The organism is Bernardetia sp., assembly GCF_020630935.1.
GTDB lineage: Bacteria > Bacteroidota > Bacteroidia > Cytophagales > Bernardetiaceae > Bernardetia.
Genome location: NZ_JAHDIG010000025.1, coordinates 23,194 through 50,017, shown reverse-complemented (window position 1 = coordinate 50,017; position 26,824 = coordinate 23,194). Strand labels below are relative to the sequence as shown.

The window sequence follows — 26,824 nt, the reverse complement described above, 5'->3', positions numbered from 1 at the left end:
TACTAGCGAAAATGAGAAAATTTTTGACGTATCAAGGCATTTTAAAGGAGAATAGTCAGTTATTTGACGAAAAAATAATGCAGATACAAGCTGAAGTTTACCATTTGTAGCTCAAAGAAATAATTTTAAACAGGCTCTTAACTATAAGAGACTTATCAATATTTTACTATTTTTGTATAATTACTTCAAAATCTAGCACTCTTCTCATAAATTATGAATCTCAATCTCAAAAACCCTTTAGCATTTTTCGATTTAGAAGCTACTGGAATAGACACTATCAACGACCGTATTGTAGAAATTTCTATTGTCAAACTTATGCCTAATGGCGAGCAGGAAATCCATACACACAAAATAAATCCTACTATTCCAATTCCAGAAATTACGACTAACATACACGGAATTAGTGATGAAGATGTAAAAGATAAGCCTACCTTTAAACAAATGGCAAAAACATTTGCCAGTATTTTGAAAGGTTGTGATTTGGCAGGATTTAATATTTTGCGTTTTGATGTTCCGATGCTAGTAGAAGAGTTTTTGAGAGCAGGTGTAGATTTTGATATTTCAAGTAGAAAACTCATCGATTTGCAAAGAATCTATCACATGATGGAGCCTCGTACGCTTTCAGCAGCTTATAAATTTTATTGTGATAAAGAACTAGAAGGAGCGCACAGCGCAGAAGTAGATACAGTGGCGTGTGTAGATATTTTGAAGGAACAAGTAAAGATGTATGAAGACAAAGAACATAAAGACAGTCAAGGAAATGTAACTGTTCCTGTCAAAAATGATATGGCAGCTTTACACCAACTTAGCTTCTCTAACCGTGTAGATTTGGCTGGTAGAATGGTTTATAATGATAAGAATGAAGCTGTTTTTGCCTTCGGAAAGCATAGAGACAAAAAAGTAGAAGATGTTTTGACAAAAGAACCTTCTTATTACGATTGGATAATGAAAAATAATTTTCCTCTCAACACAAAGCAAGAACTGACACGCATTAAGCTAAGTATGGGCTTACTGGGAAGTAAATAATTAGGTAAATGTTTAGTGATTTTTTGATAAAATGCAATTTATCTCTGTTCTATAAGACACAGAACAATAAATATCTCTCAATATTTTGTAATCTAAAAATAAGAAATGTACAAACAGTTAGTAGTTGTCATTGAGTGATTACTGGTAACTGATTACTGGTAACTGAAATGGAATATACAGTTTGGGTTTATGTAGTTTTATTAGCAGCAGGTTTTTTGGCTGGAATTATCAATACATTGGCAGGAAATGGCTCTATCCTTACAATTACGGCACTTTCGGCTGTGGCTGGTCTTCCTGTCGGAATGGCAAATGGAACAAACCGAGTGGGCGTTACATTTCAAGTTTTGGTAGGACTTCGCACCTTTCTAAAAAGTGGTAAAACAGATTTTAAAGGCATCTGGAAAATAGCTGTTCCTACAGTGTTGGGTTCTATTTTAGGTGCATATACGGCTGTGGAAGTGGGAAAGGCAAATGATATTTGGCTTAGTCGTGTAATCGGTGGTGTGATGGTTTTTATGCTATTTTTGGTTTTGAACAATCCAAAAAAATGGGTACAAGAAAACACAAATACGAAAGAACTTGCCCTACCGTGGCTAATGATTATTTTTCTAGCTGTTGGTTTTTATGGAGGATTTGTACAAGCTGGTGTGGGTGTGATTATGCTTGTCGTTTTGATGTCAGCAACCACCTACGACCTTACTAACGCCAATGCAGTTAAACTTCTGCTTACTCTTCTTTTAAATATTCCAGCTTTTGCCATTTTTATTTTGAGTGGACAAATAGAATGGATAGCAGGACTTACCCTTTCTATAGCGCAAATGATAGGTGCAGTTTGGGCAGCCAAATTTGCCGTTGGGCATCCGAAGGCAAACTATTGGATACGAGCTATCTTGATAGGAATTATTATTATTGCTATTGTTCGCTTTTTGGGAATTTATGATTTTGTAGTAGAGAAATTATTCTAAGCATTAAATTTTTTTTTAAAATGATTTTTTGTTGTTAGGGAAAAGGCATGCCTTTTCCTTACAGATAGGTAGAAAAAACAATTTTTTATCTAAAAACAACATAAACAGCTTTATGGTCAGAGCCTTTGATGGGAAGCGTTTGACGGTGTAGAATTTCAATTTCTTTAGAGTGCCAAACGTGATCTAGTTGTGTTTGCATCAAAAATGGAAAAGAAGTATTCCAAGTAGGCTGAAAACCAAAGTTTTCTTGTGAGTCTTTTAAAGTAGATTTTGCTAGAAAATTTTTATAATCGGCAGAAAAAGGAGAACAATTAAAATCGCCGACTAAAAGAGTTTTGGAACTATTCTTTTTAGGAATATTTGCAAGTGACTTTAGTATTCCGTTTCTTTCCTTGTAAGCAGCCCAATTTATAGGAGGGATAGGATGTGTTACTAATAAAGTGAGGTTATCCATTGTATAGTCAATACGCATACTTGCAGGTTTACTAGAGTTTTCTTTGATAAAATCATCAAGCTCTTCCTTTTCTCCCCCTACTTTTATGACACGTTGAGAAATTCGTATTTTAAGACTATCTTGAAACTGTTGTTTTGAATACACTCCCATTCCAAAATTATCTTCTCTAACATCTAAAAAATTATAAGGATAAGTAGTTTTTAGCTCTTCGAATTCTTTTTTCCATCTTTGATTAAGCTCTAAAATCACTATAAAATCTGCATTGGTATTTTTTATAGTTCTTTTCACTTCTTCATAATTTGTATTCGAACTAAGTACGTTCATCAGCAGAAGGCTTTTTGTAGGCTTTCCATTTTGTATTTCGTATTCTGTTTCTTCTGAAACTTCTACTTTATCTGGACTTCCTAAAAATAGGTAACTATATGTTTGTGAATTTGTCCAAAATGGTTGAGAAGCTACAAAATTGATAAACAACGAAAAAAAAACAATACCTACCAACTTACCTTTAACTATTCCTTGCTTTAATAATAGAAAATAGATAACAAATAAAAATAGGCTTAGAAGTGTCCAAAACATTCTAAAATGAGAAAACAAATCGCCTAGCCAAATAGGTAACAAGCTGATGAAGTTAGCTACAAGAAATAAGTGGGCAATGGCAGATAAAGTAAATTTTTTGAGCATAGCAAGTTGTTATTTCAGAAATACATATCTATCTTAATTCGATGAAATCAAATATACCAAATAAAGACGCTGTTTTTCCCTTAGAAGGTTACGAAAAGCTATGTTTTCTAAAAAATGTCATCAAGAATCCGAATATTAGTGTTGGGGATTATACATATTACGATGATTTTGAAGATGTCCACAACTTTGAAAAAAATGTAAAATATTTCTTTGACTTCAATAACGACACGCTCATTATTGGTAAGTTTTGTATGATTGCTTCTGGTGTAAAGTTTATTATGAATGGGGCAAATCATCTCACAAAGGCTGTCAGTTCTTATCCCTTTGCTATCTTTGGAAAAGACTGGAGCAGTGCGATGGATGGAAAATCATATCCGAACAAAGGTAATTTAGAAATTAAAAATGATGTTTGGATTGGACATAATGTTACTCTAATGGCAGGTATAACAGTCGGAAATGGAGCAATCATAGCTACAAATTCTACTGTAACGAGCGATGTAGAACCGTATAGTATTGTGGGAGGAAATCCAGCAAAACTAATACGAAAACGTTTTTCAGAGGCTCAAATAGAAGCTCTATTGAAAATAAGTTGGTGGGACTGGGAAATAGAAAAAATTACAGAAAACTCACAATTATTGACTGATGAAAATATTGATAAGTTTATCTCTCTTCATTCCTAACATGTTTATTTTTCTAAGAGTCTTTTTTCAATTTTTGCTAGTGTTTCTTTATCCACTTTTTTTCCTGTCTTACTCATAATTTCCTTATATTTTCTGTATGCGCTTTGGCTATCTTCTAAGCGTTCTAATTTGTAATACGCATTCCCAAGTTGGAGGTAAGCAAGGGCTGAAGTAGGTGTAATTTGAGTTAGTTTTTTATTGATTTTTACAGCATCTATGTAGTTGCTAGATTGTAACAAAAGTGTTCCATATTTTTCCAATATAGAAATATACTCTTTCTTGGAGAGTTCAAAATTATTGCTTTTAAAAAGCTCTTGTAGTTGTTCAGGTGTTTCAATATTTAGTAAAAACTCTGTTCCCCAAAAGTCAAAAACACTTTCTAAAACGAGTGTGGCAGAGTCATAATTTTTTTCTTTTTCTAGTTGTTGTAAGACAGAATATGTTTTTTTGAGAAGCTGAATAGTTTCAGTTTCTACCTGCATATAGTTGTGAGGATACATTACTTGTTCATAAAATCCAACGGCTTCTACTATTTTTCCTTTTTCTAAGGCTGCTTGTGCTTTTGCAATAGCTTCTACTGAAAAATCAGTGGCTGTTTCGTCTTCTAAAGTGAGCATATTTTTAGCTAAGTCGAAGGAAAAAATACCACAAATGACAGTTGCCTTATAACTCTCTTCCGAACAAATAAAAATTTTCCCTTCTTTATAATACGATTTTGTTTTTTTAGTAGAGTTAAAGCGAAAATCGGTAGGCAACTTGGCTAGTTTTTTCAAATTTCCCTCGTTGCTAAGTCCAAATAAATATTGGTCTTCGCTGTCAGAAGCTCCTCCTACATAAAGCTGCTTTGTATTTTTTGGCAATAAGTTTTGAGGGAAAGAATCTATTTTCATATACAAATACGTACTCAAATTTTTTGGCAGTTCGTCATCTGTATAATCAGAACTTTGTGCTGCATCTACATTCTGATTGCTTTTTTGAAGATTTTTGACTTCCTGTATCATTTCACTCATTGTTTCAGAAAGTTCTTCTGCCTGTGCCTCACTTACTTTCAAATCCTTAAGGATATTTTCAACAGAATCTTTATAAGCTACGAAAGAAACGCTGTCTTCTTCAACTCTATTTTCTTTTGGGGTAGTGGCAGAAATAGGTTCAGAGGAATTTGTCAAGACGATTTCTTCTGTGCTTTTAGTTTCTTCTGTGCTACACGAAGAACAAAAGACGAGTAAGACGAGAAGTATTGTATCAGAAAAGGATAATTTCATAATAGTTGGCAAAAAATCTACTTCAATAAAGCTCTAAAAATTTTATGTAGTATTTTTCTTAGATTTGTTTGTAATTGTTATATAAACAATTTTCGGACAATTTTGTGTAATAAATCATTTTTACTTTTTTTAATTCTGCCAAGCTATATTTTTTTACGACAAATGAAACATTTTTTTTTGAATAAAAGTAGGCAGATAGAAACAATTTGACTAAACAAAAACTAATACTATATGATAGAAATGTACACCGACGGAGCAGCACAAGGCAATCCGGGAAAAGGAGGGTATGGAACAGTTTTGCTTGCCAAATCTTTAGGCTTGAGAAAGGAATTTTCAGCAGGTTTTCGCTGTACGACCAATAACCGAATGGAACTTTTGGCTGTAATTATTGGATTGGAAGCTCTAAAAAAGCCCAATATGAAAGTAAAAATCTATTCAGATTCAAAGTATGTAGTAGATGCTGTGGAGAAAAAATGGGTTTTTGGTTGGGAGAAAAAAAACTTTATGAATAAAGGCGAACCACGCCTTAATGCAGATCTTTGGAAACGATTTTTAGAAATTTATAGAAAACATCAAGTTACATTTCAGTGGGTAAAAGGACATGCAGGCATACCAGAAAATGAGCGTTGTGATGCACTAGCTGTAGCTGCTGCTACTAAATCTGACTTACCAGCCGACGAGTATTATGAAAAATATCAGATGAAATAAAAATAGACAACTTTACTTTCTAAATTTTCGTGTAGCGTAAAAAAGAACCTTAATTACTATTACTACTTTAATAATTAATTATTTTATGAATACAGACGAAAAAGAAGTACGAAAAAAATATTTTGATGCCATTGGTAATGAGCGAAAAATAGAAAAGTTACTCCAAGAACTCAAACAGATAAAAAATCCTTCACCAATTTTGTTGGCATATCGTGCTGCTTGCGAATCTATGATAGCACAATTTGCTTGGAATCCTTATACCAAATTATCACAAGTAAATAAGAGCTTTGATTTCTTTGAAAAAGCCATACAAGAAGATACTCAAAATGTAGAAGTTCGTTTTTTACGTTTTTCTGTGCAGCACAATGTCCCAGATTTTTTGAGAAAAAACAGAGAGTTTGAAGAAGATAAAGATGTTTTGGTTCAACATTTTGATGAAGCAGATTTTGATAAAAATTTTCGTCAGTTCATCATTGGTTATTTGAAAGATTCTGGACGTTTTGAGAATAGCGAATTAGAGGTGTTGAGATAGTTTTTCTATTTAATAATCTTAGAAATTTTCTTAAACTGTTCTGTTCCTGCTTCCTCACAAAGCTCAAAAAGTATGGATTCTACACTTGTGAAGGCAACTTTATTTTGCAATCTCAAAACTGAAATACTTTTATTTTCTTCTGTTCTTGAACCCACAGCATCTAGTACTAATGCTACATCATAACCTTCTTCAGACAAGTCTAAAGCTGTTTGAAGAACACAAATATGAGCTTCTATGCCAGCTAAAATAATGGTTCTTTTTCCACTTTGCTCAATAGCTGCTGCCAATTCTTGGTTTCGCATACAGCTAAAAGTCATTTTTTCGCAGGTAAGAATATCGTCATTTAGCTTTTCAGAAACAGAAGAAATAGTTTTTCCTAATCCTTTGGTGTACTGTTCTGAAATAATTATAGGAACATCTAAAACCTGTATTCCCTCAATGAGTTGTCCTAGTTTTTTTTCTAGTTCGAAATGCTGGTTGATGTGAGGAAATAATTTTTCCTGTACGTCTATAAAAAGTAAAAGGCTGTCGTTTTTTTTGATTTGCATAATTTTTCTCAATGTTCAATTAAAAATTACGAATGAAAACCAAATAGAGTAGCCTTCATTCGTAATTAGCTTCGCTGAATAGATATTTGGCTTCGCCGAGCTAACGGTTAGCTTCGCTGCTTTGGCAGGTCGTAATTAAGCTATTCGTAATTGATTAACTACTTTTTGCGCTACGTGTCATTTGTTCTACCATATCCCACATTTGTGCTGGGACGTGTTCTAACATAGAAAACTGACCCGAACCTTGTGCTACCTCACCTCCATCAATCGTAATAATTTGTCCGTTGATATAGGCTGAATAATCAGAAATCAAATAGGCTGCAAGATTAGCAAGTTCTTGATGGTCTCCTACACGTTTTACAGGAACACGAGTTTTGATGTCGAATTTATCTTTTAAGTTTTCTGGCATTAGGCGTTCCCAAGCTCCTTTAGTTGGAAATGCACCAGGGGCAATGCCGTTGAAACGAATGCCATATTTTGCCCACTCTACAGCTAAAGATTTTGTAAGAGCAACTACACCAGCTTTTGAAGTTGCAGAAGGAACGACATATCCAGAACCTGTTTCAGCATACGTAGTAACGATACTCAACACAGTTTTTGGGTCAGCATAATTATTCTTTTTACCTTCCTCAATCCAATATTTTCCAAAAGCAAGCGTACAATAGTATGTTCCTTTCAAAACAATATCTACAATCGTATCATAAGCACGATGAGAAAGTCTTTCTGTTGGGCTGATAAAGTTTCCTGCTGCATTGTTGAGTAGTCCGTCGACACTACCAAATCTTTCTACAGAATCTTTGAGCATTTTCTCAATTTGGTCGTAATTACGAACATCACATGCTAGTGGAAGTACAGTTCCTCCTGTTTCTTCTTCCATTTCTTTAGCTGTTTTTTCCAAAACATCTAATTTACGACTTGTAATGACTAGGTTTGCGCCTAATTTCAAAAAATATGTTCCCATCGCACGTCCTAAACCTGTTCCTCCACCTGTAACGACGATTGTTTTTCCTTTAAGAGCATCTTCACGCATCATTGGATGTGCGTAGGCTGGCTTTCCATTTTCCATAGCTATGCTAGAGTTAAGTTTGATGAATTATTTTGATAAAATTTTTCTAAGATAACAGATTTTGTGAGTAGAAACAATTTTTATCTGTTTTGTTTTTATGCTATGAAAAGCTAATTGTTTGACTAACAAAGTAAAAGTTTTGTACAGGAACAATCAGCATTGTTGAGATTGGCACAATAAAAAACTCTTCAAGTTCTTATACAGAATTTGAAGAGTTTTTATAGATAGAAATAGTTGTGATTTAGCTTTTTCGTACTTTTCCAGAACCACTAACTTTTACAATTTTTCTTTCCAAATTGTTACCTCCAGTTTCGTAGCGAACATCACCCGAACCAGAAATTTTTGCTTCTAATGATTTGGTAACATACACTTCTGCATCACCCGAACCAGAAATTCTAATTTCAGTTTTTTCAGTTTTGAGTTCGTCTGCTTCATAGTCCCCAGAGCCTGCAATGCTTATGTCTTGTGTGCTTGCTGCCCCTTTCAAACATACTTTTCCAGAGCCTGCAATATCAACATCTAAATCTGAAAGTGCCACACGTCCACATACTTTTCCAGAGCCTGCTACATTAATGTCTAAACGAGAGCTATGAAGTGAACCATCCCATTCTATTGAGCCCGAACCAGCCATAGAAAGACCATTTAGTTCTTCAGTATGATAAACCGTAATGGTTACTCTATTTGAGCCATTTGACCTCCAGTTAAGTCCTTTTTTGATACCTATTCTCAAACGGTCGCCTGTTACTTCAGTTTCCAGTTTTTCTAATAAGTCATCATCTGCGCCTTCAATCTTGACTTCATTTTTAGACGATTTTACGATTCTAACATCAAAGCTTCCTGCTGAAGAAACAGCATCAAATTTGCCTACACTACGTGTTTCTTGTGCAAAAGCAGTAGAGAATGTAAAAAATAATGCAAAAGCAAATACGAAGGCAGTTAGTTTGTGATTGAGAGTTTTCATAGTTCTATAAAAAATTGAGTTGATAATAATGATGATTTTATTTAAGTTAGTGAGTCTTACTTAATTGGTTTATCATCAAAGACACTATTTTTTTTTATGGGTTGCATCAAAAGTATTATTTCGTGAATATTTTGTAATATATTTGGATAAGTAGCTCACTTTCAATGATTAATTTTTTAAAAAAGCCTTTTCTCGCTGCACAGCATTTTTATAAAGTTCATAAAAACTAGGTTTCAAGTCTTCTAAGAGCCAAATTTTATCTCCGTTTTGTCGTGAATATTCGTTCATGATTTCTCCAATGAGGGTCTTCTTTCCAACCGTTTTTTCTAAATTTTCAGAGATTTCGTTGTTTACATAAATTATTTTGGTGGCTTGTATTTCATTTGGCAACCAAAGCATATAACTACTAGAAAAGCTATACGCATTTGGTAGATTAGATTCTTTTCCATACAAATCTATTGCTCCAGCTTGTCCGTAGTTTTCAGCAATAATAACTGTATTTTTTCGCTCTTCTTGAGGGACTTCATAGTAGGCTTTTGCTGTAAATTGTGCTATTTCTCGCCATCCCAACATATCTGCAAAATCTTGTGGAATAGGATGTATTTTTCCATCTTCCCAACGGTTGAAGGATTCTATGCCTGTCTTTTCTGTAAAGGTAGCTGTATATTTTGTAAGTTTTTCTGGACTAAGTATCGGAATGCTGAAAGGCAACAAAGGTAAAATGAGCATTATCGGAATTACAACAGCAGGCACACGTAGAAAAGTACGGTTTTGAGTTAGGCGTTCGATAGCAATTGCCCCAGCAGCCAACATCACTGGAAAAACTCCTAAGGTATAATAGCTTTTTCCATGCAAAAATAAGAGCATCAAGATTACCACTACAAAAAATATAGCTACGTTTCGAAAAGGGCGAAGTATTTTGCTCTTTAAAAAACCTGTAAAGCCCAAAACCCAAACCCAAGTAATGGGTAGGTGCATCAAAAACTGGTCAATAATAAAATCTAAAGCATTTACATTTTTGAGTTGGGTGTCTCCTAACTGTTTCATGTGATTCATTACAGGAAAATTATAAGAGGCTTGCCAAATCAGATTGGGAAGAACAATCAAAAGTCCGATACCTATACCAAGCCATAATTTTTTATTGGCAAACCATTTTCTTTCTGTTGAAAATAAGGTGGCTATCAGAATAGCTAATACACAAAAAACAATACTGTACTTATTGAGAAAAAATAGTCCAGCTATTGTCCCCATTCCTACCAAATAGCGTCCTTTTTGTGTTTTGATATGGCGAATCCAAAAATAAATCAGCCACGTCCAGCCCAAAATATCCCATCCCACAGGCTGAAAAAGTGTGTGTGTACGCAAAAATGCTGGAGAGAAAATAACAATAAAACCAGAAAAAAGAACTGCAAAGGTTTTACCTCCCATTTGGTGAGCTATCATTCCTGTCAGAATAACTAGAGCCATTCCAGCCAAACCAGAAACCAAATGAATTGCCCAAAGAGACTCGCCAACTGTATTTTGAACAAGCGAAGCAAAAAGTGCAACCATTGGAGGAACTTCCAAAAAGCCAAAATCCAAATGCCTCCCTAGTGCAAGATAAAGAAGCTCATCTCTATGAAAACTATAGGCTTTACTAATAAAAAAAGGTGTTTGTAGTTTTAGGAGTGCAAAAAAAGAAAGCAGAAACCAATTTTTGATTGACATTGATAATGAATGTTTTTTGTTTTGAGTATCTTTGTTGAAAGGGTTTAATGTTGAATGTACAAAGTTTTACTAAGAAAATATTATGATACCTACCATAAAGAGAAAAATAAAGAGAATTTTAGGCATAGAAAAATATTCTCCTGAGCGTATTATTAAAGATAGTTATTTTGGAAAAAGAATTAAATCGACTCAAGAGGGAAACAAAATTATTTATGACTTATTAAGAGGGGATAAACCTTGTATGATTGCTCGTTTTGGTAGTACGGAACTGTCTTGCATTATAAATTATGAAAGAGAAAGAGGAAAAGAATGGTGGGATTTTGTAGTTCATAATATTAGTGTAGCTTCAGGAGTATTTCCTCCAACTCCAAAAAATTTAGTTCGTTTTTCAGAAGAGTTTCTCAATCACACAAAAAATATAGACGGTTTAGGAGTTTGGTTTAATGAAGGAGAAGATACCATTTATAAAAAATACTGCCCTACTGCTGAACTTTTTGTATTAAAATCTATCGAATCTTATTATTCAGTCGGAGAAAATGATATTCCTTGGACGAAAGCATTAGAAAATAAAAAAGTATTAGTGATTCATCCTTTTACAGTTTCTATTGACAAACAGTTTGAAAATAGAGAGCATTTATTTGAACATCCAGATATTTTGCCTTCTTTTGAGCTTCAAACCTTGAAAGCTGTACAATCTATTGCCACACAGGAAACTCCATTTAATGATTGGTTTGAGGCTTATGATTTTATGTGTAGAGAAATAGAAAAACGAGATTTTGATATTGCCATTATTGGTGCTGGTGCGTATGGTCTTCCTTTAGCATCTTTTGTAAAACAATTAGGAAAAAAAGCTGTACACATGGGAGGAGCAACACAAATTTTATTTGGAATAAAAGGCAAACGTTGGGATGAGATAGAATTCTTTCAAAACTTATACAATGATTATTGGACAAGACCACTTCCAGAAGAAGTACCTCAAAAGGCAAATCAAGTGGAAGATGGTTGTTATTGGTAAAAAATCACTGTTTATTTCGTTCTTCTCTTGTTATTACAATTTCATTGACTGCATTGATAGCATCAAAACGAATTTGTACGAGCCTACGCTCTCCACGCTCTAGGTCTTGTTGTACATCCTCACACTTTTCAGATGCATCTATGTAGTAGGTATAAAATTTTTGGTTTCGGCTATATAGTTCTGTAAAGTCTGGTTTTCCCAAAATTTTTCTCAAATCTATTTCATCTAACCCTTCCAACTTGGGTTTTATTTTCTCTAAGTCATCTAACAACCCTGCACGTACAGTCTCACATCCATTTCTATCAAGTTGCCAAGCCTTTCTATCAAACTCTTCTTCTGTGATTCCATTTGGATTGGAACAAGAAAAAAATAGGGTCGTAATTATGAAAAGTACGCTGTATGTTAGATGATGAATAGAAAATCTCATAAGATTATATTTTTGTTTGGAATAGAGTTGAATACAAAAAAACAAAGATAAAAGTTTTGACTTTAAAGCTCGTATAACATTTTTTTAATTGATAATGAATGTTTTAGGTCGTACCTTTGCAAAAAATTAGAAAGGCAAGCTAAGATGTTGATTATCAAAATGCTAGTCAAACAGAATAGCTTGATGACTTATTTCTTCTGAAATTGTAGTTCACTCTAAAGAGTGAATAAAAATATATAAAAATTTATTATAGACTTTGTTCCTTATATGAACTTACTCATCGGTCAGATAGGACACCTACTCGTCATTATTTCTTTTGTTACTTCTATTGTAGCAGCTATTTCATATTATTTTGCGAGCCAAAACAACGAATTTTCTTCAGATAGAAAAGATAGAGAAATCAAGTCTTGGAAAAACATGGCTCGTGCGATGTTTGGTTTGCATGGCTTGGCTGTGATTGGTGTTGTGGTAGTTTTGTTTTCTATTATTTATAATCATCAGTACGAATATCATTATGCGTGGAGTCATTCTTCCAATAATTTGCCCTATTATTATATGATTTCCTGTTTTTGGGAAGGACAAGAGGGAAGTTTCTTACTTTGGATTTTTTGGCATGTATGTATTGGTGGAGTGATTATTCTGCGTTCTATTTTTGTCAGACATAAGAAAAATAACACTTGGGAAGCTCCTGTAATGATGGTTTTTTCTGCCGTACAAGCATTTTTGGCTTCTATGATTTTAGGTGTTATAATCCCTTGGAAACAAGTAAAGATTGGAAGTTCTCCTTTTATTTTATTGCGTGATGCAATGGATGCTCCTATTTTCCAAACACAACCTGACTATATTCCTGTCGATGGAACAGGTCTGAATCCACTCTTACAAAACTATTGGATGGTAATTCATCCTCCTACATTGTTTTTAGGCTTTGCGCTCTGTCTTGTCCCTTTTGCTTTCGTAATCGCTGGTCTTTGGAAAAAAGAGACTACAAAGTGGCTCAAACCAACCTTTGCATGGTCATTGCTTGCTGCTGCTGTTTTAGGCGTAGGTATTGTAATGGGAGCATATTGGGCGTATGAAACGCTAAATTTTGGAGGATATTGGAACTGGGACCCAGTGGAAAATGCTGTTTTTATTCCTTGGCTCGTCTTGATTGCAGGCATTCATGCCATGACGATGCAACAAAAACGCCCTTCTATGGCAAAACTTTCAGCTATCTTGATGCTCTCTAGCTTCCTTCTGATTTTATATTCTACATTTCTTACTCGTAGTGGAATTTTGGGAGATACTTCGGTTCACTCTTTTACTGACTTAGGGCTTTCAGGGCAGCTTCTGATTTATCTTTTGTTTTTTGTTGGTGGGGCAACAGTCTTGTTCTTTATGAATTGGAATAATTTCCCAAAGGCAAAAGAAGATTCTAAATTATATTCTGGTGAGTTTTGGGCAACGCTTGGTGTATTAGTTTTAGGACTTTCTGCATTGCAAGTATTAGTTCCAACGTCTATTCCTGTTTATAATGCTATTTTAGATAGTTTGGGAATAGATTCAAATGTTGCTCCTCCAGCCGACCCAGAAATGTTTTATACAAAATGGCAAATTTGGTTTAGTATAGGAATTGCATTTCTTTCAGCTACAGCACAAATATTTTGGTGGAAACGTATTGAAAAATCAAATGTGAAAGATAATTTCATCCTTCCTTTGGTCTTGACTGCCATTATTACGACAGCTATTATTGCGATAGCTCAAATAAAACTAACTCTGCCTAAAGATTATACCTATACAACTTTCTATTCTTTGGTAAAGGCAATCATTAAAGCAAAAGAAATTCCATATATCATTCTGATTCTGACTTCGGTGTATGCAGTTATTACAAATGTAATGTCAGTTTTCAGAACTATCAAATTTAATCCAAAACTAGCAGGTGGCGCATTGGCGCATATTGGTGTTGCACTCATGTTTTTTGGTATTTTGTCTTCTTCTGGATATGACGATATTGTTTCTATGAATATGTCTGGGCTTTTATACAACAAAGAGTTTTCTGATGAGGTCAATAGAGAAAATGTATTGCTTTTCCGTAGCCAGCCTACCAAAATGAGTAAATATATTGTTACTTATAAAGGACAATATTGGGATTCGCCTAGCTTTCCTACGTATGTGAATAAAGAAGATGTGACAGCAACAGCTTATTCTCATAAAGTAGTAGCTCAAAAAGATTTGATTCACAATGAGGAAGTAAAGGTAAAAGCAGGCGATACGCTCCAAATTTTTGAAGAAAATACCTATTACAAAATTGATTATGTAGATACACTTACAAAAGAGATGTTTACACTTTTTCCTCGTGTTCAGCAAAATCCACAGATGGGTTTTGTGGTCAGTCCAGATATTTCACAAGGTATAAAAAGTGACCTTTATACGCATTTGAGTAGTTTGCCAGACCCAGCCGAAGAGCGTACGTGGAGTAATCCAGAAGAAAAAATACTAGCTCCTTTAGATACGTTTATTGTGAATGATTTTGTGGCTGTTTTTGATGGTGTTCATCGTGGAAAGCCTTTGGCAGACGAAGATATAATGGTGTATGCTGAAATTAGAATTTTAGACAGAGAGGAAACCTATACAGTCAAACCAAAATATCAAATAAAAATGCAAGGCGAAGGTGCAACAGCGAGAAGCATCCCTGAAATTGTAGAGTCAGCAGGAGTAGAAATTACTCTGATCAACATTAATCCAGAACAAGAAAAGTTTACTTTCAAAATTCGAACAACACAACGAGACTGGATAATTATGAAAGCCCTAGAAAAACCGTATATCAGTTTGCTTTGGCTTGGTGTAAGTGTAATGACACTCGGTATTTTGGTGGCAATGTGGAGAAGGTATATAGAAGCTAAAAAAGTAACTGTTTCTAAAAAAACAGACGCTAAAAAGCCTAAAAATGAGGTGGAGTTGGTTTAAAAGCAAATTGTATAGAGAAAATTAGATTATTTTTTCGTTAAATGTTTATGCAAAATAGTAAGGTGGTATTGATTTGCACAAAACCACTTTTTTAACGAAATTGCAACCTAATTTTATAGAAAAAAGTCTTTATTCATCAGTTATTTAGTCATAAAATTTTTATGTTACAAGAAAAGGTAAATTCACTTCTTTCAGAAGTAGAAAATTTTGAAATACAAAGTGTTGAGCAGTTAGAAAATTTCCGTTTAGATTTTATTAGCCGAAACAGCAAACTCTCTTCGCTTTTTGATGAATTTAAGACCGTACCGAAAGAAGAAAAACGTACGCTTGGGCAGCAAATAAATGTTTTGAAAAAGACTGCTGAAGAGAAGTTTCGCAACAAAAAACAGGAAATTGAAGAGGCACAAGATGCAACGGCTGGAACAGATATAGATATTACACTTCCATCTGCTTATGAGTCTTTGGGAAGTTTGCACCCAGTTTCGCAAGTGCGTGATGAGATAATTCAGATTTTTGAAAGAATTGGCTTCAATCTTTCCGAAGGACCAGAAATAGAACTAGACTGGTATAATTTTACGGCACTCAACTTTCCAGAAAATCACCCTGCTAGAGAAATGCAGGATACTTTTTTCATAGAAAAAGACCCAGATATTTTGCTTCGCACACATACATCACCTGTACAGATTCGTGTGATGAAAAACCAAGAACCACCTATCAGAACATTATCTGTTGGGCGTGTTTTTAGAAATGAGACTATTTCTTCTCGTTCGCATTGTATGTTTCATCAGATTGAGGGGCTTTATGTAAATGAAGGAGTTAGTTTTGCACAACTCAAACAAACACTTCTTTATTTTGCAAAGGAGTTTTTTGGTCAGCACGCCAAAATTCGTGTTCGTCCTTCTTATTTCCCATTTACAGAACCTAGTGCAGAGGTAGATGTGTATTTAGGAACAAAAACAGAAGCCGATTATCGCCTCACAAAAGGAACAGGTTGGTTAGAAATTTTAGGTTGTGGAATGGTGCATCCTAATGTTTTGGAAAACGTAAATATAGATTCTAAAAAATATAATGGTTTTGCTTTCGGAATGGGAATTGAAAGAATTGCGCTTTTGCGTTACGATATTCCAGATATTCGTATGCTCTTCGAAAATGAGATGCGTTTTTTAAAGCAATTCTAAAGACATATCTTCATTGACGGCTGCATTTGAGCCTCAACGACGGTTACTTTTACAGCTGTCAACGAGCTTAAAAGCATCGTTGAGATAAAGAAACAAAATAAAAATTTCAGAACACAAAAAATATAAATAAAATGCCTTCATTCGAAACCGAGGGAACACTCGTAAAAATATTTCCTACTAGCGTAAAATCAGAACGTTTCCAGTTACGAGAATTTGTACTTAATGTAGAAGAGGGAAATTATCCACAAGAAATTATTTTTCAATTTACACAAGATGATTGTGATATTTTGGATAAATTCAAAGAAGGAGAAAAAGTAAAAGTAAGCAGTTGGATTCGTGGTAAAAAGTGGCAACGTTCGCCACAAGACGAGCCTCGTTGGTTCAATAGTTTGGCTGCTCGTTCGATAGAACATGCCGACCCAATGATGCAAGATATAAACCAAGATACAGGGAATAATGATAGTCCTTTTACTGGCGATATTCCTCCTCCAACAGAAGATACTTCTTCAATGGGAGACGATGATTTGCCATTCTAAATTTTGAAATTATTTATATCATTATACAAACCCTAAGTTTCTCTAAGATTCTTAGGGTTTTGTTGATTTATTCTTGTCCTATCTTAAACCCTATAAACGAAATGTCATCACGTTGTGGTTCTTTACCTTGATGTGATTTTAATTTTTCTACCAAATAGTGCTTTTGTTCTTGTATAGGTCTTTGATGATTTTCTAATAAAAATGTTTTGAGTTGAGACGAACCAAACTTTTTTCGATTAACGTTGTGTTGGTCAGAAAGTCCGTCTGTAAAGAGATAAAAAAGTGTATCACTATTCACTTCAAATATAGTATTTTGGAATGTAACTGATGTTTTATTTCTTCCTCCAATATGTTTGTTGTTCCCTTTTATTTCGGTAAGCTCATTATTTTCTACAAAATACATAGTTGATTTTGCACCTGCAAATATGACTTTAATTTTATTTTGAGTAGGCATTTTTTCAAAAATAGCGATGGATATATCCATTCCATCATCATTTTGTCCTGTTTCTTGTTTTAGTATTTTACGTATTCCTGAGTTTAGGTTATTCAAAATACGGGCAGGGTCATCTTGTATTTTTTTGATATTTATGGTTTCATGTAAAAGTGTCGCTCCTAACATAGACATAAATGCGCCCGGTACACCGTGTCCTGTACAATCTGCTAATGCCAATATTCCCACTTGCTGATTGATTTGAGAAAACCAATAAAAGTCTCCAGAAACTATATCTTTAGGGCGATAAATCAGAAATAAATTATTAAAAAAAGAGGTAAGTGTATCTAATTTTGGTAATACTGCTTCCTGCATATCAGAGGCATATCTTATACTTGCGTCAAGTTTTTCTGTGGTTGTTCGGAGTCTATTATAGGTTTGCTCTAGTTTTTCTTGTTGTGTTTGTAGTTCTTCATTGGTTACATTTAATTCTTCATTTTGGGTTTCTATCCGTATCTGCTGAAGCTTGATAGCTTGATTTTGCTCTTCTAGTCTGGTATTACTTTTTTTCTTTTGACGATAACCAATTCCCAAAAGTAGCAATACAACACTAACCATAAAAAGCCCACCCAAATACATATTTCTAACTCGTGCTTCTTCTGCTCGTTCTGTGCGTCGTTGTAACTCTTTTCGTTCCTCTTCGGCTTTGAGTTGCTCTTCTTTATAGATTGCTTCTTTTTGTAAGAGTTGTTTTACATCGTCTAGTTTGGAAAGACTATCTCTCAAAACAATGTATTCTTTATAGGTCTGATAGGCTTTTTGAGGATTTCCATCTTTTTCATACGCTTGATAAAGTATTTCAAGAACGTTCAATCCTTCTCTACTCTGCTGTGTTTCTTTAGCAACGTACAAACCTTCTTCCAACTCTCTAAGTGCTTTTGAAAGTGCATTCGTTTTAAGGTAAGCATCTCCCAAAATAGTCTTGCTTCGAACCAAGCCACGCTTGAAGTCCGTTTCTTTAGCTATTTCAATACTTTTTTGTGCATAAAAAATAGCTGAGTCATATTGTTCTAAATAATTGAACGATTCTGCCACATTTCCAAAAATAATAACGTCTCCCTGTTTATGACGGATTGTTTCATTGATTTTTAGGGCTGCTTTATAATTATTGAGTGCTTCTTGATAATTTTTTTCTGCCAAATAAATAATACCAAGATTATTATAAGCACGCATTTTAAATGCGAGTTTATTTTCTTTTTTGCTAATATCAAGCACTTTTTGATGGTATAGTTTTGCTTTTTCTAGCAATTGTTGTTCATAATAAAGTACACCAATGTCAGTATAAATAGAAGGTAAGCTATTAGAGATTTTATTTTCTTCATAATATTTTAATGCTCCAAATAAATTGTTGAGAGCTTTCTGATTATCTCCCATTTCTGAATAAAACACTCCACTCTGATGCTGAGCTCGGGCGAGTAGATCCTTATCATCAATTTTCTTTGCTAATGCCAATACTTCTTCAAATACTTTTGTTCCTTCTTGATTTTCAGTTTTGTACCAATAATATCTACCCATCAGTAACTTAAATTCTCCTTCCCATTTTAAACTTTTTAATTGTTGAGCTTTTTTTAAGGAGTTTTGCATATATACTAGTGCTGAATCTAATTGTTGCTCTAATAATAAGGCTTCCAGTTCTACATGAGTACGCAAATGCGAAGTGTCAGATACAGTCTGATGCCAAACAATTTGCTTCAAACTATCTATTTTTTGAGATTGGGCAAAAACTTGACAACTAAACCATAAAAATATAAAAGTATATATGAAACGTAACAAAATACTCATTAATAATTAATTGAACTCAAAGAATAATAAATAAAAAATTACTTTACTAGTGTCTTAAAACCATAGTGTTGGATAAGGAAAGAGCATTTTAACTTTATCTACTATTTAAAAAGCTTGACAAAAGTTTTTATACAATAACATGCCTTATAAGGTAGCTAAAATTTGGAAAAAAAGCAATTTTAGTATAAAAAAATATTTGCTTTGAGGATAACCAAAATTATTATTACTAAATAAAAAAATGTCTAATTTTTTTGCTACTAACATTATTTAAAAAGTCTATTAAAGCCAAGGTTACTTTTACGACTTCATTCCATTCTGTGTTTTCGATAGCTTAAAAATAACTATCTTTGTTGCTTTACCTGTAATATGCTCAAGGTAAATGAAAATTGCAAAATTATTTTGCAAAAAAACTTTCTAAAATCGTTAGAGTCTTTAAAAAAATTAATCTTGAGTGTAATTGTTTGTAATCTTTTACATACAAGTTTAGGAGAACAGATATTATACTAGTGTTACCATTATTGGTAATGTTATCAATAATAAAATTAAATTCTGACTATTTTTTATGCAAACAGCAACAACCACAAAAAATCGTATAGATTCTTTATTTCAAAATAAATCAAATGGTGTTCTGACCATTTACTTTACAGCAGGTTTTCCAAAACTAGACGACACTCGCCAAATCTTGACAGAACTAGCAGAAGCAGGAACTGATTTGATAGAAATTGGAATGCCTTTTTCTGACCCTATTGCAGATGGAGAAACAATCCAGTACAGCAATAAAATAGCTTTAGACAACGGAATGAGTATCAAAAAAATGTTCGAACAGCTAGAGGGAATCCGAAATGAGAGTGGAAAAATCAAAGATACTCCTATTGTTTTGATGGGATATATCAATCCTGTATTGCAGTTTGGAATTGAAAATTTTTGTAAAAAGTGCCAAGAAATCGGAATTGATGGACTAATTTTGCCAGACTTACCTGTTTTTGAATACGAAACCACCTACAAATCTATTTTCAAACAATATGGACTACACACCATTTTTCTCATTACACCACAAACATCTGATGAACGCATCAAAAAAATTGATGATTTGAGTAGTGGCTTTGTCTATATGGTATCTTCTAACAGCACTACAGGTAAAACAAATAGTTCAGAATTATCTGAAAAGCAAAGCGAATATTTCAATAAAATTAAAAATCTAAAACTCAAAAATCCAACACAAATTGGCTTTGGTATTTCAGATAAAAAAACTTTTCAGCAAGCAACTTCTTATGCCAATGGAGCAATTATCGGCTCTGCTTTTATTCGTCATTTGGAAAGTGGAAAATCAGTAAAAGAATTTGTAACATCAATCATATAAGGTAAACCAATAAAAAAATGGAAAGTCAGATTTTAGACGACAATAATTTTGGTAATAAGCAAGAAGGCACAATGCGTAATAACATTGGCAGAGCAAAATTTACTATTTATACTTATATAGTTGTTCTTGTTTGTGCTATTGGTCTTACTCTTAGTGATATATATGCTATTTTAGGAGGAGTAGATATAGCACTTCCGAATGCTTTGCTCTCAATGATTTATGGCTTAGGTATTCTTGTTGGTTTTATATCTTTTCTTTTTTGGTTTAGAAGAGCATATAAAAATATCCAAATTATAGGATATGAGACAAGACATAGAGACGGATGGGCTGTAGGAGGTTTTTTTGTTCCTATTATTGGTCTATACTATCCATATAACATAATGACTGAAATTTGGCAGAAAATGAAACTCACAGCAGAAGGAAACGATATAAAACATCATTTGTGGGGAGGAATACACGGATGGTGGTGGTTTATTTGGCTTCTTAGTTTTATCGTATCTTATATCTCATTTAAAACAGGAGTAGAATTGACTTTTTCTAGTCAATTACACGAACCGACTTGGGGAACTGTTTTTGAAAACATAATAAATTGTTTAGATGCTTTATTTACAATTTTGGTGGTTAGAGCATTAAGTGAAACCGAAAAAGAACTCAGAGAACACGGTGATTTTTAGAATGTTATGATGTTTATCATAGAATAAATAATAAAAAATACCGAACTTTGTTTCTGTCAAGATGTTAATAAAATAAATAACAATAAAACTAATCATACATAGTTTAATGAAAAAAATACATCAATATACATATTCATTGAATAACTCAAATGTTTCAAAACTACTCTTTGTATTTGTTGTTCTGATGGTATTTACTTTTACTTTCGGAATCATAGATGCAGAAGCACAGTGTGCTATGTGTAGAGCAACCGTAGAAAATAATTTTAATAATGGAGCAGGAGAAGCAAGTACACGCCTCAATTCAGGCATTTTGTATTTGCTTTGTATGCCGTATGTACTTATCGGAACAGTCGCTTTCGTTTGGTACAGAAACAAACAAAAAAATAAAAAAAATGGGAAAAGAACGCTCAAAATTTCAAGCCATCCTTCAATGTAAATGCCCTAGATGCAGACAAGGAGATATATTTGTAAAATCTGCTTTTCATTATAAGTTTGCCAAAACTCATAGAAATTGTCCTGTATGCAATCTAAAATATGAACGTACTTTAGGCTTTTGGTGGACAGCTATGTATATCAGTTATGCTTTCAATGTAGCCCATGTTATTACGGTATTATTTGCTGTCAATATTTTATCGGAAAATCGTCCTGATTTGTGGGTTTATTTTGCGTCTATTTTAGGTACATTTATTTTTTTCATTCCTTTCTATTTCAGATATTCAAGAGTCATTACTCTACACTTACCTGTTTTTTCGAATGTCAAGTACAGCAATGACCCTAAAGTTTGGGAAGCACAAGGAGAGTAGTCAATTTAACTCCAAGCTATAGAAAGTAATTTATCATTCATCACTTACCACTTATCATTCATTTCATGCAAATCACAACCCAATCAAATACCTACCAAGTTCGTAAAGAAAAAAACACATCTTCTAAAACAACTTCTCTTTTTTTGAATGATAATTTAATCGAATCAGATATTCAACAAATTTCTGAAAGAGAGTTTCACGTTTTGAGAAATAATGTTTCTTACCGAGTGGAAGTTTTGAAGGCAGACTATGAAGCTAAAGAATTTGAAATTCGTATCAATGGAAATATTCATACACTAAAAGCAAAAGATAGAATGGATTTACTTTTGGAAAGTTTAGGTATGGAAAATGCTGCCTCTGCCAAAGTAACTGACCTTAAAGCTCCAATGCCTGGACTTGTCTTGGATATTCTGATAGAGGAAGGTGCAAAAGTAGAAAAAGGAACTCCTCTAATGATTTTGGAAGCTATGAAAATGGAAAATGTTTTGAAAGCAGCAGGAGAAGGCGAGATAAAGAGTATTCCAGTAAATAAAGGACAAAACGTAGAAAAAGGAGCTGTTCTGATAGAGTTTCAGTAATAGATAAAAAAATAGGGAAAAAGCAACTTTTCCCTATTTTTTTGAAATTTATTTAAAATCTATCAGATGAATATAATCCCCATCTTCAAATTCTTCTGCAATCAGACCCACGCCATCTGCAAAATAAAGTGTAGAACTTTCCGTATCAAAAAAATTACTACTTGCATCAACTTTTACAACCATTACTTTATCGTATTCTGTTCCACCAACAGTCTTTTTTGCATCCTTTTCCAAAACTTTGTACGAGAAATTTAAAAACACACCATCTTGTTCATTATTTTGTGTCCATGTATCACCTACTTTAGCGTCTAGGTCTGTGATGGCTTCAATAAGTAAAATCCCTCCATTATCTGACAAATCAATAGCACGATAGACAATTTTAGAAGCTGGGTCTATACGAAGTAAAATATTTTCATCTGCTACATTTGGACTTACTGTTAGTATTTTCCAATCAAAACCACCCACATTTTTGGTTTGATTGGTAAGTGTATGGACAAAGTTTCCATTTTCTGTTTGATATGTCCATACAGAACCTGTCTGGAGTGGAAAATAATCTGTTTCTACTTGAGGAATTTCTTCTTCTTTTTTGCAAGAGGAAAATAAAAATAAAATACTAAATAAAGAGATACATAAAAAATTGAAAAAACGAGTTGTTTTATTTGAAATTGACATAGTTGAATTAATAAAGTTAAAAAATTAGAGTACTGGACTTGAGATAAAAAATTGTTGGTGTTGATACACCAACGAATGGTACTTTTTCCCTGTTCTGTGAGTCACAGAACAGCAAATATCTATCGGCATCCAGTATCTATTAAAAAATATAATTTCATCTATATGTACATACAATAAAATACTCTTGAAAAGCTCATATACTTAGAAAAATATGAAGCAATAAAAAAGCAACTCTCTTTAGAAAGTTGCTTTTTTTTGTCGCCAATGTAGAAAAAATAAAATTTACATTGTGCCAAACGTATATTGATTCAATTAAAAACAGATGATGAAACTAACTATTGATAACTAACTCAATTGTTGTGTTTAGTATTCACGTGATGGACGGAAATTTCCTCCACCTCTGTTTTCTCTAGGAATGGCTTTTTTTACTTGGATTTCACGACCTTTAAGTTCGATGCCGTTTAATTCTTCGATGGCTGCTTGACCATCTTCTTCAGTTTCCATTTCAACGAAACCAAATCCTCTTGAACGACGTGTTTCACGGTCTGTGATGATTTTTGCTGATGTAACTACACCAAGCTCTGAAAATACTGCCTCTAATTCTTCTTCTGAAATAGAATAAGGCAAGTTTGATACGTAAAGATTCATAAAACTAATTAACGAAAAAAACTAATAAACTGAAGGCTCTAAGTTGTGCCTTCGCTCCAAAGATACGATAAATTATAAGAAAACTACTATTTCTTTCAACTATTTTTCAAAATTTGTAAAAATTTTATTTTAAAAACTACTTGGAGTGTATTTTTAGTGTATTTGCTTGAAAATCAAATGTTTATGAGGCGTGTTGTATAACGACATTTCATAGTATGAGACCAAAAATATTTGGCTGATTTTCATTATCAATTTTTTATCTATTTAATTTTTTGAGGAGGTTGCATTACTGTATTGCACTTGTTACAAGTTCTTAGTTCTTCTGAATTATAAAACGTTTGCATCACTTTGGGTAGTTGGGCAACAATATCAGTGAGTTCGAAACGCTCTTCATAGAGTTTATTTCCACAATTTTCACAATACCACATAAAGCCATCTTCTTCGCCTTCTCGCCTATATCTTTCAATGACAAGTCCGATAGAACCCTCTGTACGTTGTGGAGAGTGAGGCACTTTCGGAGGAAGTAAAAACATCTCTCCTGCCTTAATAGGAATATCGACAAATTTGCCATCTTCTATAATCTTAACGACAATATTTCCCTCCAACTGATAAAAAAGTTCTTCACTTTCATTGTAATGATAATCTTTTCGGCTATTTGGTCCTCCCACCACCATCACAATATAATCTTCATTATCTAAATAAACTTGCTGATTTCCAACAGGAGGTTTTAAAAGGTGTCGGTTATCATCTATCCATTTTTGGAGATTGAATGGTTTTTTCATTTCTTATTTTTTATTTTTTCTAAAATTTTATCACCCCCAGCTTTCAACACTTCTTGTGCAAGTTTGACAGCCAGTTCTTGTCCTTTTTCTTTATGAATTTCTCCTGATTTACGTATGATTTTTTTTCCTGATAGACTGATGAGTCCTGCATCAATACGGAGCATATCTCCTTCTACTTTTGCCAATACAAAAGAAGGAATACTGCAACCACCGTCTAAATATTTTAAATAGGCACGTTCTGCAAGCAAACAATATTCGGTTTCCTCATCATTTATTGCCTCACGAATAGCAGCTTTCAGTTTATCACTTATTTTGCTAGAAACTTCAATCGTTACAGAGCCTTGCCCTGCTTGTGGAGTAAACTCATCTAGGGTCAGATGTTCGACAATAAATTCTTCATATCCCATCCTGTGCACGCCAGCATAAGCCAAAAGAAGCGCATCACATTGTCCTTCCTCTAGTTTTCTCATACGTGTTTGTAAGTTTCCACGCATATTCGTTGTTCTAATGTTAGGATAGTAATGTTTGAGCATTGCTATTCTGCGTGTAGAAGAAGTTCCTACAAGCCACTTATCGGCAGCGTCTAGTTTAAAATCTGAATTATAACTTACTACTACATCGTGCGCTTTTTCTCTCTTTGTATAAGCTATTAGTTCAAGTCCATTAGGAAGTGTAGAAGCCATATCTTTTGCACTATGAACAGCCAAATCTACCTTGCCAGTATGAAGCATTTCTTCTAATTCTTCTGTAAAAACGCCTTTACTACCAATTTTGGAGATAGCTTTATGCAAAATTTTATCTCCTTTGGTTTCGATGGCAATAATTTCAGTCGCTAAGCCATGTGATTCGAGTAAACTTTGCACATGCTCTGCCTGCCACATCGCAAGCTGACTGTTTCTTGTTCCGATTTTGATAGTTTTTTTAGCCAATTTTTTTGCGCTTATGTAGTGAGCTATAAATTGAAAGATTTATTTTTAACTAGGATAGAGTATCTCTTTTTAGTTTTTTTATTAAAAAAGCTACACAATAGGCAACTTTAGTGCTTATACAGAAATATTCAAAAAAAAATGATTATCATGCAAGTTTTTTGCAATTTTTTTTGTATAAAAGTTCTGTTTTTTCTAAAAAAACTGATTTATATCAAAATATTGGTCCAATATCTTTTTAAAATATGATTCTTTTAGATGGAAATATTTTGCAAAACCACAGCCACAACTCCAAAACATGTTCCAAAACCAATCAAAAAGCCACTCCAAACTTCGTTGGGAGTATGAGCTTTTAAATAGAGCCTAGAACTCATGACTATGCCTGTCAAGATAAAAAATATCACAATAGGAAAAAGTAGTTCCAATGAAGTATTAGCAGCTTGAAAACTAAACAAAAAACCTAGTAGTCCACTAATTCCGATGGTATGGACACTCGTTTTGTGAAAAAGTGTAATCAATGTAGTAAGACACATAGACAGTGCCACACCTCCTGTCAAGAGTACTACTTGAATATCATATCCCACTTTTTGCATCATCAAGTAAGCCAATAGTGTATAAAAAATGGTAGTAAACATAAACGGAACAATCCTCTCTTTTCTACTTCCCACATTTAGAGAAGAGATAAAGCCTGTATAGCGAAGTGTCAGTATAAAAAATGCAGGTACAATAAAAGTTCCTAAGAAAATCAAACTTAGAAGCAGTATCTGTCTTTTTCCAAAAGGCTCGCTACTCAACAAAAAGAAAAACAACAAATACCCTACTGTTGGCATAATAGCAGGATGAAAGATATAGGAAATAAGTTTACATAGTTTTTGAATCATATATCAAAAATACAAATCTTTTATTTTAAAATTGAATCTAGTATTATTTGTCTGAATTGATACGAAAAATTCTTATCGAAGCTATAGTAAATGTTCCAAAAGCAAATAAATAATAAAGTGTCCAAGAGTGAATCATATCACTAGGATAACTTAGTGTAAGTACAAAAACGACAAACACATTCTCCAAGTTCCAAATTTCTATCTCTTGTTTATTTGGTAGTTTGATTATAACTCCAGATTCGCTATACATTTTATACCAATCCTTACTCCATATCATCCCAAAAGAAAGGACAATAAAGAAAATTACTCCGATACCATATATCAGATGTACTGAGTCTTCTGTTACATTGATATTCAAAAAAGTATATCCGATTTCGTAAAAAACTGGTATAAGATATAACAATGGAATTATAAACTGCTTAAAGAATTTCATAGTCGTGTATCAATGATTGTGTATAAGTTTATCTCTTAAAATTTACCTTAACACATGTTGTTTAAAATAAGAAATCAGAAGAACCAAGTTTTTGATAATTTGT

The 26,824-nt window shown here is 33.4% G+C and carries 28 protein-coding genes; 14 read left to right on the top strand and 14 right to left on the bottom strand.

The genetic code is table 11. The features are described from left to right. Window positions 1–213: 213 nt before the first annotated feature. Together QZ659_RS08930 and QZ659_RS08925 are read left to right on the top strand one after the other, a co-directional pair. Window positions 214–1,026, top strand: coding sequence for a 3'-5' exonuclease (locus tag QZ659_RS08930; protein WP_291725135.1), 813 nt, complete (start codon window positions 214–216; stop codon window positions 1,024–1,026). A 167-nt stretch (window positions 1,027–1,193) separates the two neighbouring features. Beyond that, window positions 1,194–1,991, top strand: coding sequence for a sulfite exporter TauE/SafE family protein (locus QZ659_RS08925; protein ID WP_291725133.1), 798 nt, complete (start codon window positions 1,194–1,196; stop codon window positions 1,989–1,991). Between the two features lie 85 nt (window positions 1,992–2,076). Here the strand turns inward: QZ659_RS08925 and QZ659_RS08920 are convergent, their stop codons facing one another. Next, entirely contained in the window at window positions 2,077–3,126 is a 1,050-nt protein-coding gene (locus tag QZ659_RS08920; RefSeq protein ID WP_291725131.1) for an endonuclease/exonuclease/phosphatase family protein, read from the bottom strand. 41 nt (window positions 3,127–3,167) lie between these two features. Here QZ659_RS08920 and QZ659_RS08915 point away from each other — a divergent pair, with 41 nt between their 5' ends. Continuing rightward, window positions 3,168–3,806, top strand: coding sequence for a CatB-related O-acetyltransferase (locus QZ659_RS08915; RefSeq protein ID WP_291725129.1), 639 nt, complete (start codon window positions 3,168–3,170; stop codon window positions 3,804–3,806). A 5-nt stretch (window positions 3,807–3,811) separates the two neighbouring features. Here QZ659_RS08915 and QZ659_RS08910 read toward each other — a convergent pair whose 3' ends face one another. Continuing rightward, window positions 3,812–5,068: a tetratricopeptide repeat protein gene (locus QZ659_RS08910; RefSeq protein ID WP_291725127.1), complete on the bottom strand. Its 1,257-nt coding sequence runs from the start codon at window positions 5,066–5,068 to the stop codon at window positions 3,812–3,814. A gap of 231 nt (window positions 5,069–5,299) precedes the next feature. Between QZ659_RS08910 and rnhA the strand changes: the two genes are divergently transcribed. Then, entirely contained in the window at window positions 5,300–5,776 is a 477-nt protein-coding gene (gene rnhA, locus QZ659_RS08905; RefSeq protein WP_291725124.1) for a ribonuclease HI, read from the top strand. An 85-nt stretch (window positions 5,777–5,861) separates the two neighbouring features. Then, on the top strand, window positions 5,862–6,308 hold the full coding sequence (locus QZ659_RS08900; RefSeq protein WP_291725121.1) for a hypothetical protein: 447 nt from the start codon (window positions 5,862–5,864) through the stop codon (window positions 6,306–6,308). Between the two features lie 5 nt (window positions 6,309–6,313). Here QZ659_RS08900 and QZ659_RS08895 read toward each other — a convergent pair whose 3' ends face one another. From QZ659_RS08895 to QZ659_RS08880, 4 genes are all read right to left on the bottom strand, one after another. Then, window positions 6,314–6,856 carry an isochorismatase family protein gene (locus tag QZ659_RS08895; RefSeq protein WP_291725118.1) on the bottom strand — a complete coding sequence of 181 codons (543 nt, stop codon included), beginning with the start codon at window positions 6,854–6,856 and terminating at the stop codon, window positions 6,314–6,316. Between the two features lie 154 nt (window positions 6,857–7,010). After that, a complete protein-coding gene (locus tag QZ659_RS08890; RefSeq protein WP_291725115.1) occupies window positions 7,011–7,922 on the bottom strand; it encodes an SDR family oxidoreductase in 912 nt (303 codons plus the stop codon). Between the two features lie 241 nt (window positions 7,923–8,163). After that, window positions 8,164–8,883 (bottom strand): head GIN domain-containing protein, encoded by a 720-nt coding sequence (locus QZ659_RS08885; protein WP_291725112.1) that lies wholly within the window; start codon window positions 8,881–8,883, stop codon window positions 8,164–8,166. Between the two features lie 168 nt (window positions 8,884–9,051). Continuing rightward, window positions 9,052–10,590 (bottom strand): glycosyltransferase family 39 protein, encoded by a 1,539-nt coding sequence (locus QZ659_RS08880; RefSeq protein ID WP_291725109.1) that lies wholly within the window; start codon window positions 10,588–10,590, stop codon window positions 9,052–9,054. A gap of 82 nt (window positions 10,591–10,672) precedes the next feature. On the opposite strand from QZ659_RS08880, the gene QZ659_RS08875 reads away from it, so the two are divergent. Beyond that, window positions 10,673–11,605 (top strand): hypothetical protein, encoded by a 933-nt coding sequence (locus tag QZ659_RS08875; protein WP_291725107.1) that lies wholly within the window; start codon window positions 10,673–10,675, stop codon window positions 11,603–11,605. Between the two features lie 4 nt (window positions 11,606–11,609). Here the strand turns inward: QZ659_RS08875 and QZ659_RS08870 are convergent, their stop codons facing one another. Continuing rightward, window positions 11,610–12,032 carry a hypothetical protein gene (locus tag QZ659_RS08870; protein WP_291725104.1) on the bottom strand — a complete coding sequence of 141 codons (423 nt, stop codon included), beginning with the start codon at window positions 12,030–12,032 and terminating at the stop codon, window positions 11,610–11,612. 267 nt (window positions 12,033–12,299) lie between these two features. On the opposite strand from QZ659_RS08870, the gene ccsA reads away from it, so the two are divergent. The 3 genes from ccsA to QZ659_RS08855 all read left to right on the top strand — a co-directional run bounded on the left by ccsA (window position 12,300) and on the right by QZ659_RS08855 (window position 16,692). Further along, a complete protein-coding gene (gene ccsA, locus QZ659_RS08865; RefSeq protein WP_291725100.1) occupies window positions 12,300–14,978 on the top strand; it encodes a cytochrome c biogenesis protein CcsA in 2,679 nt (892 codons plus the stop codon). Between the two features lie 161 nt (window positions 14,979–15,139). After that, entirely contained in the window at window positions 15,140–16,156 is a 1,017-nt protein-coding gene (gene pheS / locus QZ659_RS08860; RefSeq protein ID WP_291725097.1) for a phenylalanine--tRNA ligase subunit alpha, read from the top strand. A gap of 131 nt (window positions 16,157–16,287) precedes the next feature. Beyond that, window positions 16,288–16,692 carry a DUF3127 domain-containing protein gene (locus QZ659_RS08855; RefSeq protein ID WP_291725094.1) on the top strand — a complete coding sequence of 135 codons (405 nt, stop codon included), beginning with the start codon at window positions 16,288–16,290 and terminating at the stop codon, window positions 16,690–16,692. 67 nt (window positions 16,693–16,759) lie between these two features. Here the strand turns inward: QZ659_RS08855 and QZ659_RS08850 are convergent, their stop codons facing one another. After that, a complete protein-coding gene (locus QZ659_RS08850) occupies window positions 16,760–18,877 on the bottom strand; it encodes a tetratricopeptide repeat protein (RefSeq protein ID WP_291725091.1) in 2,118 nt (705 codons plus the stop codon). 649 nt (window positions 18,878–19,526) lie between these two features. Between QZ659_RS08850 and trpA the strand changes: the two genes are divergently transcribed. The 5 genes from trpA to QZ659_RS08825 all read left to right on the top strand — a co-directional run bounded on the left by trpA (window position 19,527) and on the right by QZ659_RS08825 (window position 22,379). Further along, a complete protein-coding gene (trpA, locus tag QZ659_RS08845; protein ID WP_291725087.1) occupies window positions 19,527–20,324 on the top strand; it encodes a tryptophan synthase subunit alpha in 798 nt (265 codons plus the stop codon). A 17-nt stretch (window positions 20,325–20,341) separates the two neighbouring features. After that, complete coding sequence (locus tag QZ659_RS08840) at window positions 20,342–20,998, top strand: DUF4328 domain-containing protein (RefSeq protein WP_291725083.1); 657 nt, start codon at window positions 20,342–20,344, stop codon at window positions 20,996–20,998. 106 nt (window positions 20,999–21,104) lie between these two features. Further along, the gene (locus QZ659_RS08835; protein WP_291725081.1) at window positions 21,105–21,434 is read left to right on the top strand and encodes a hypothetical protein; all 330 of its coding nucleotides are present in this window, start codon (window positions 21,105–21,107) and stop codon (window positions 21,432–21,434) included. Further along, complete coding sequence (locus tag QZ659_RS08830; RefSeq protein WP_291725078.1) at window positions 21,391–21,801, top strand: DUF983 domain-containing protein; 411 nt, start codon at window positions 21,391–21,393, stop codon at window positions 21,799–21,801. Before QZ659_RS08835 ends, QZ659_RS08830 begins: the two co-directional genes overlap by 44 nt. Before the next feature lie 65 nt (window positions 21,802–21,866). Then, window positions 21,867–22,379, top strand: coding sequence for an acetyl-CoA carboxylase biotin carboxyl carrier protein subunit (locus QZ659_RS08825; protein ID WP_291725074.1), 513 nt, complete (start codon window positions 21,867–21,869; stop codon window positions 22,377–22,379). 48 nt (window positions 22,380–22,427) lie between these two features. On the opposite strand, the gene QZ659_RS08820 is transcribed toward QZ659_RS08825, so the two are convergent. From QZ659_RS08820 to QZ659_RS08795, 6 genes are all read right to left on the bottom strand, one after another. Continuing rightward, the gene (locus QZ659_RS08820; RefSeq protein WP_291725071.1) at window positions 22,428–23,051 is read right to left on the bottom strand and encodes a hypothetical protein; all 624 of its coding nucleotides are present in this window, start codon (window positions 23,049–23,051) and stop codon (window positions 22,428–22,430) included. Between the two features lie 363 nt (window positions 23,052–23,414). Continuing rightward, the gene (locus QZ659_RS08815; protein ID WP_291725069.1) at window positions 23,415–23,699 is read right to left on the bottom strand and encodes an RNA recognition motif domain-containing protein; all 285 of its coding nucleotides are present in this window, start codon (window positions 23,697–23,699) and stop codon (window positions 23,415–23,417) included. A gap of 260 nt (window positions 23,700–23,959) precedes the next feature. Beyond that, on the bottom strand, window positions 23,960–24,481 hold the full coding sequence (locus QZ659_RS08810; RefSeq protein WP_291725066.1) for a 3-hydroxyanthranilate 3,4-dioxygenase: 522 nt from the start codon (window positions 24,479–24,481) through the stop codon (window positions 23,960–23,962). Continuing rightward, a complete protein-coding gene (gene hemC / locus QZ659_RS08805; protein WP_291725063.1) occupies window positions 24,478–25,410 on the bottom strand; it encodes a hydroxymethylbilane synthase in 933 nt (310 codons plus the stop codon). The genes QZ659_RS08810 and hemC overlap by 4 nt, the downstream gene beginning before the upstream one ends. Before the next feature lie 251 nt (window positions 25,411–25,661). After that, window positions 25,662–26,288, bottom strand: a complete 627-nt coding sequence (locus tag QZ659_RS08800; RefSeq protein ID WP_291725060.1) for a hypothetical protein — start codon at window positions 26,286–26,288, stop codon at window positions 25,662–25,664. A gap of 43 nt (window positions 26,289–26,331) precedes the next feature. Continuing rightward, window positions 26,332–26,721 (bottom strand): hypothetical protein, encoded by a 390-nt coding sequence (locus tag QZ659_RS08795; protein WP_291725055.1) that lies wholly within the window; start codon window positions 26,719–26,721, stop codon window positions 26,332–26,334. Window positions 26,722–26,824 lie beyond the last annotated feature (103 nt).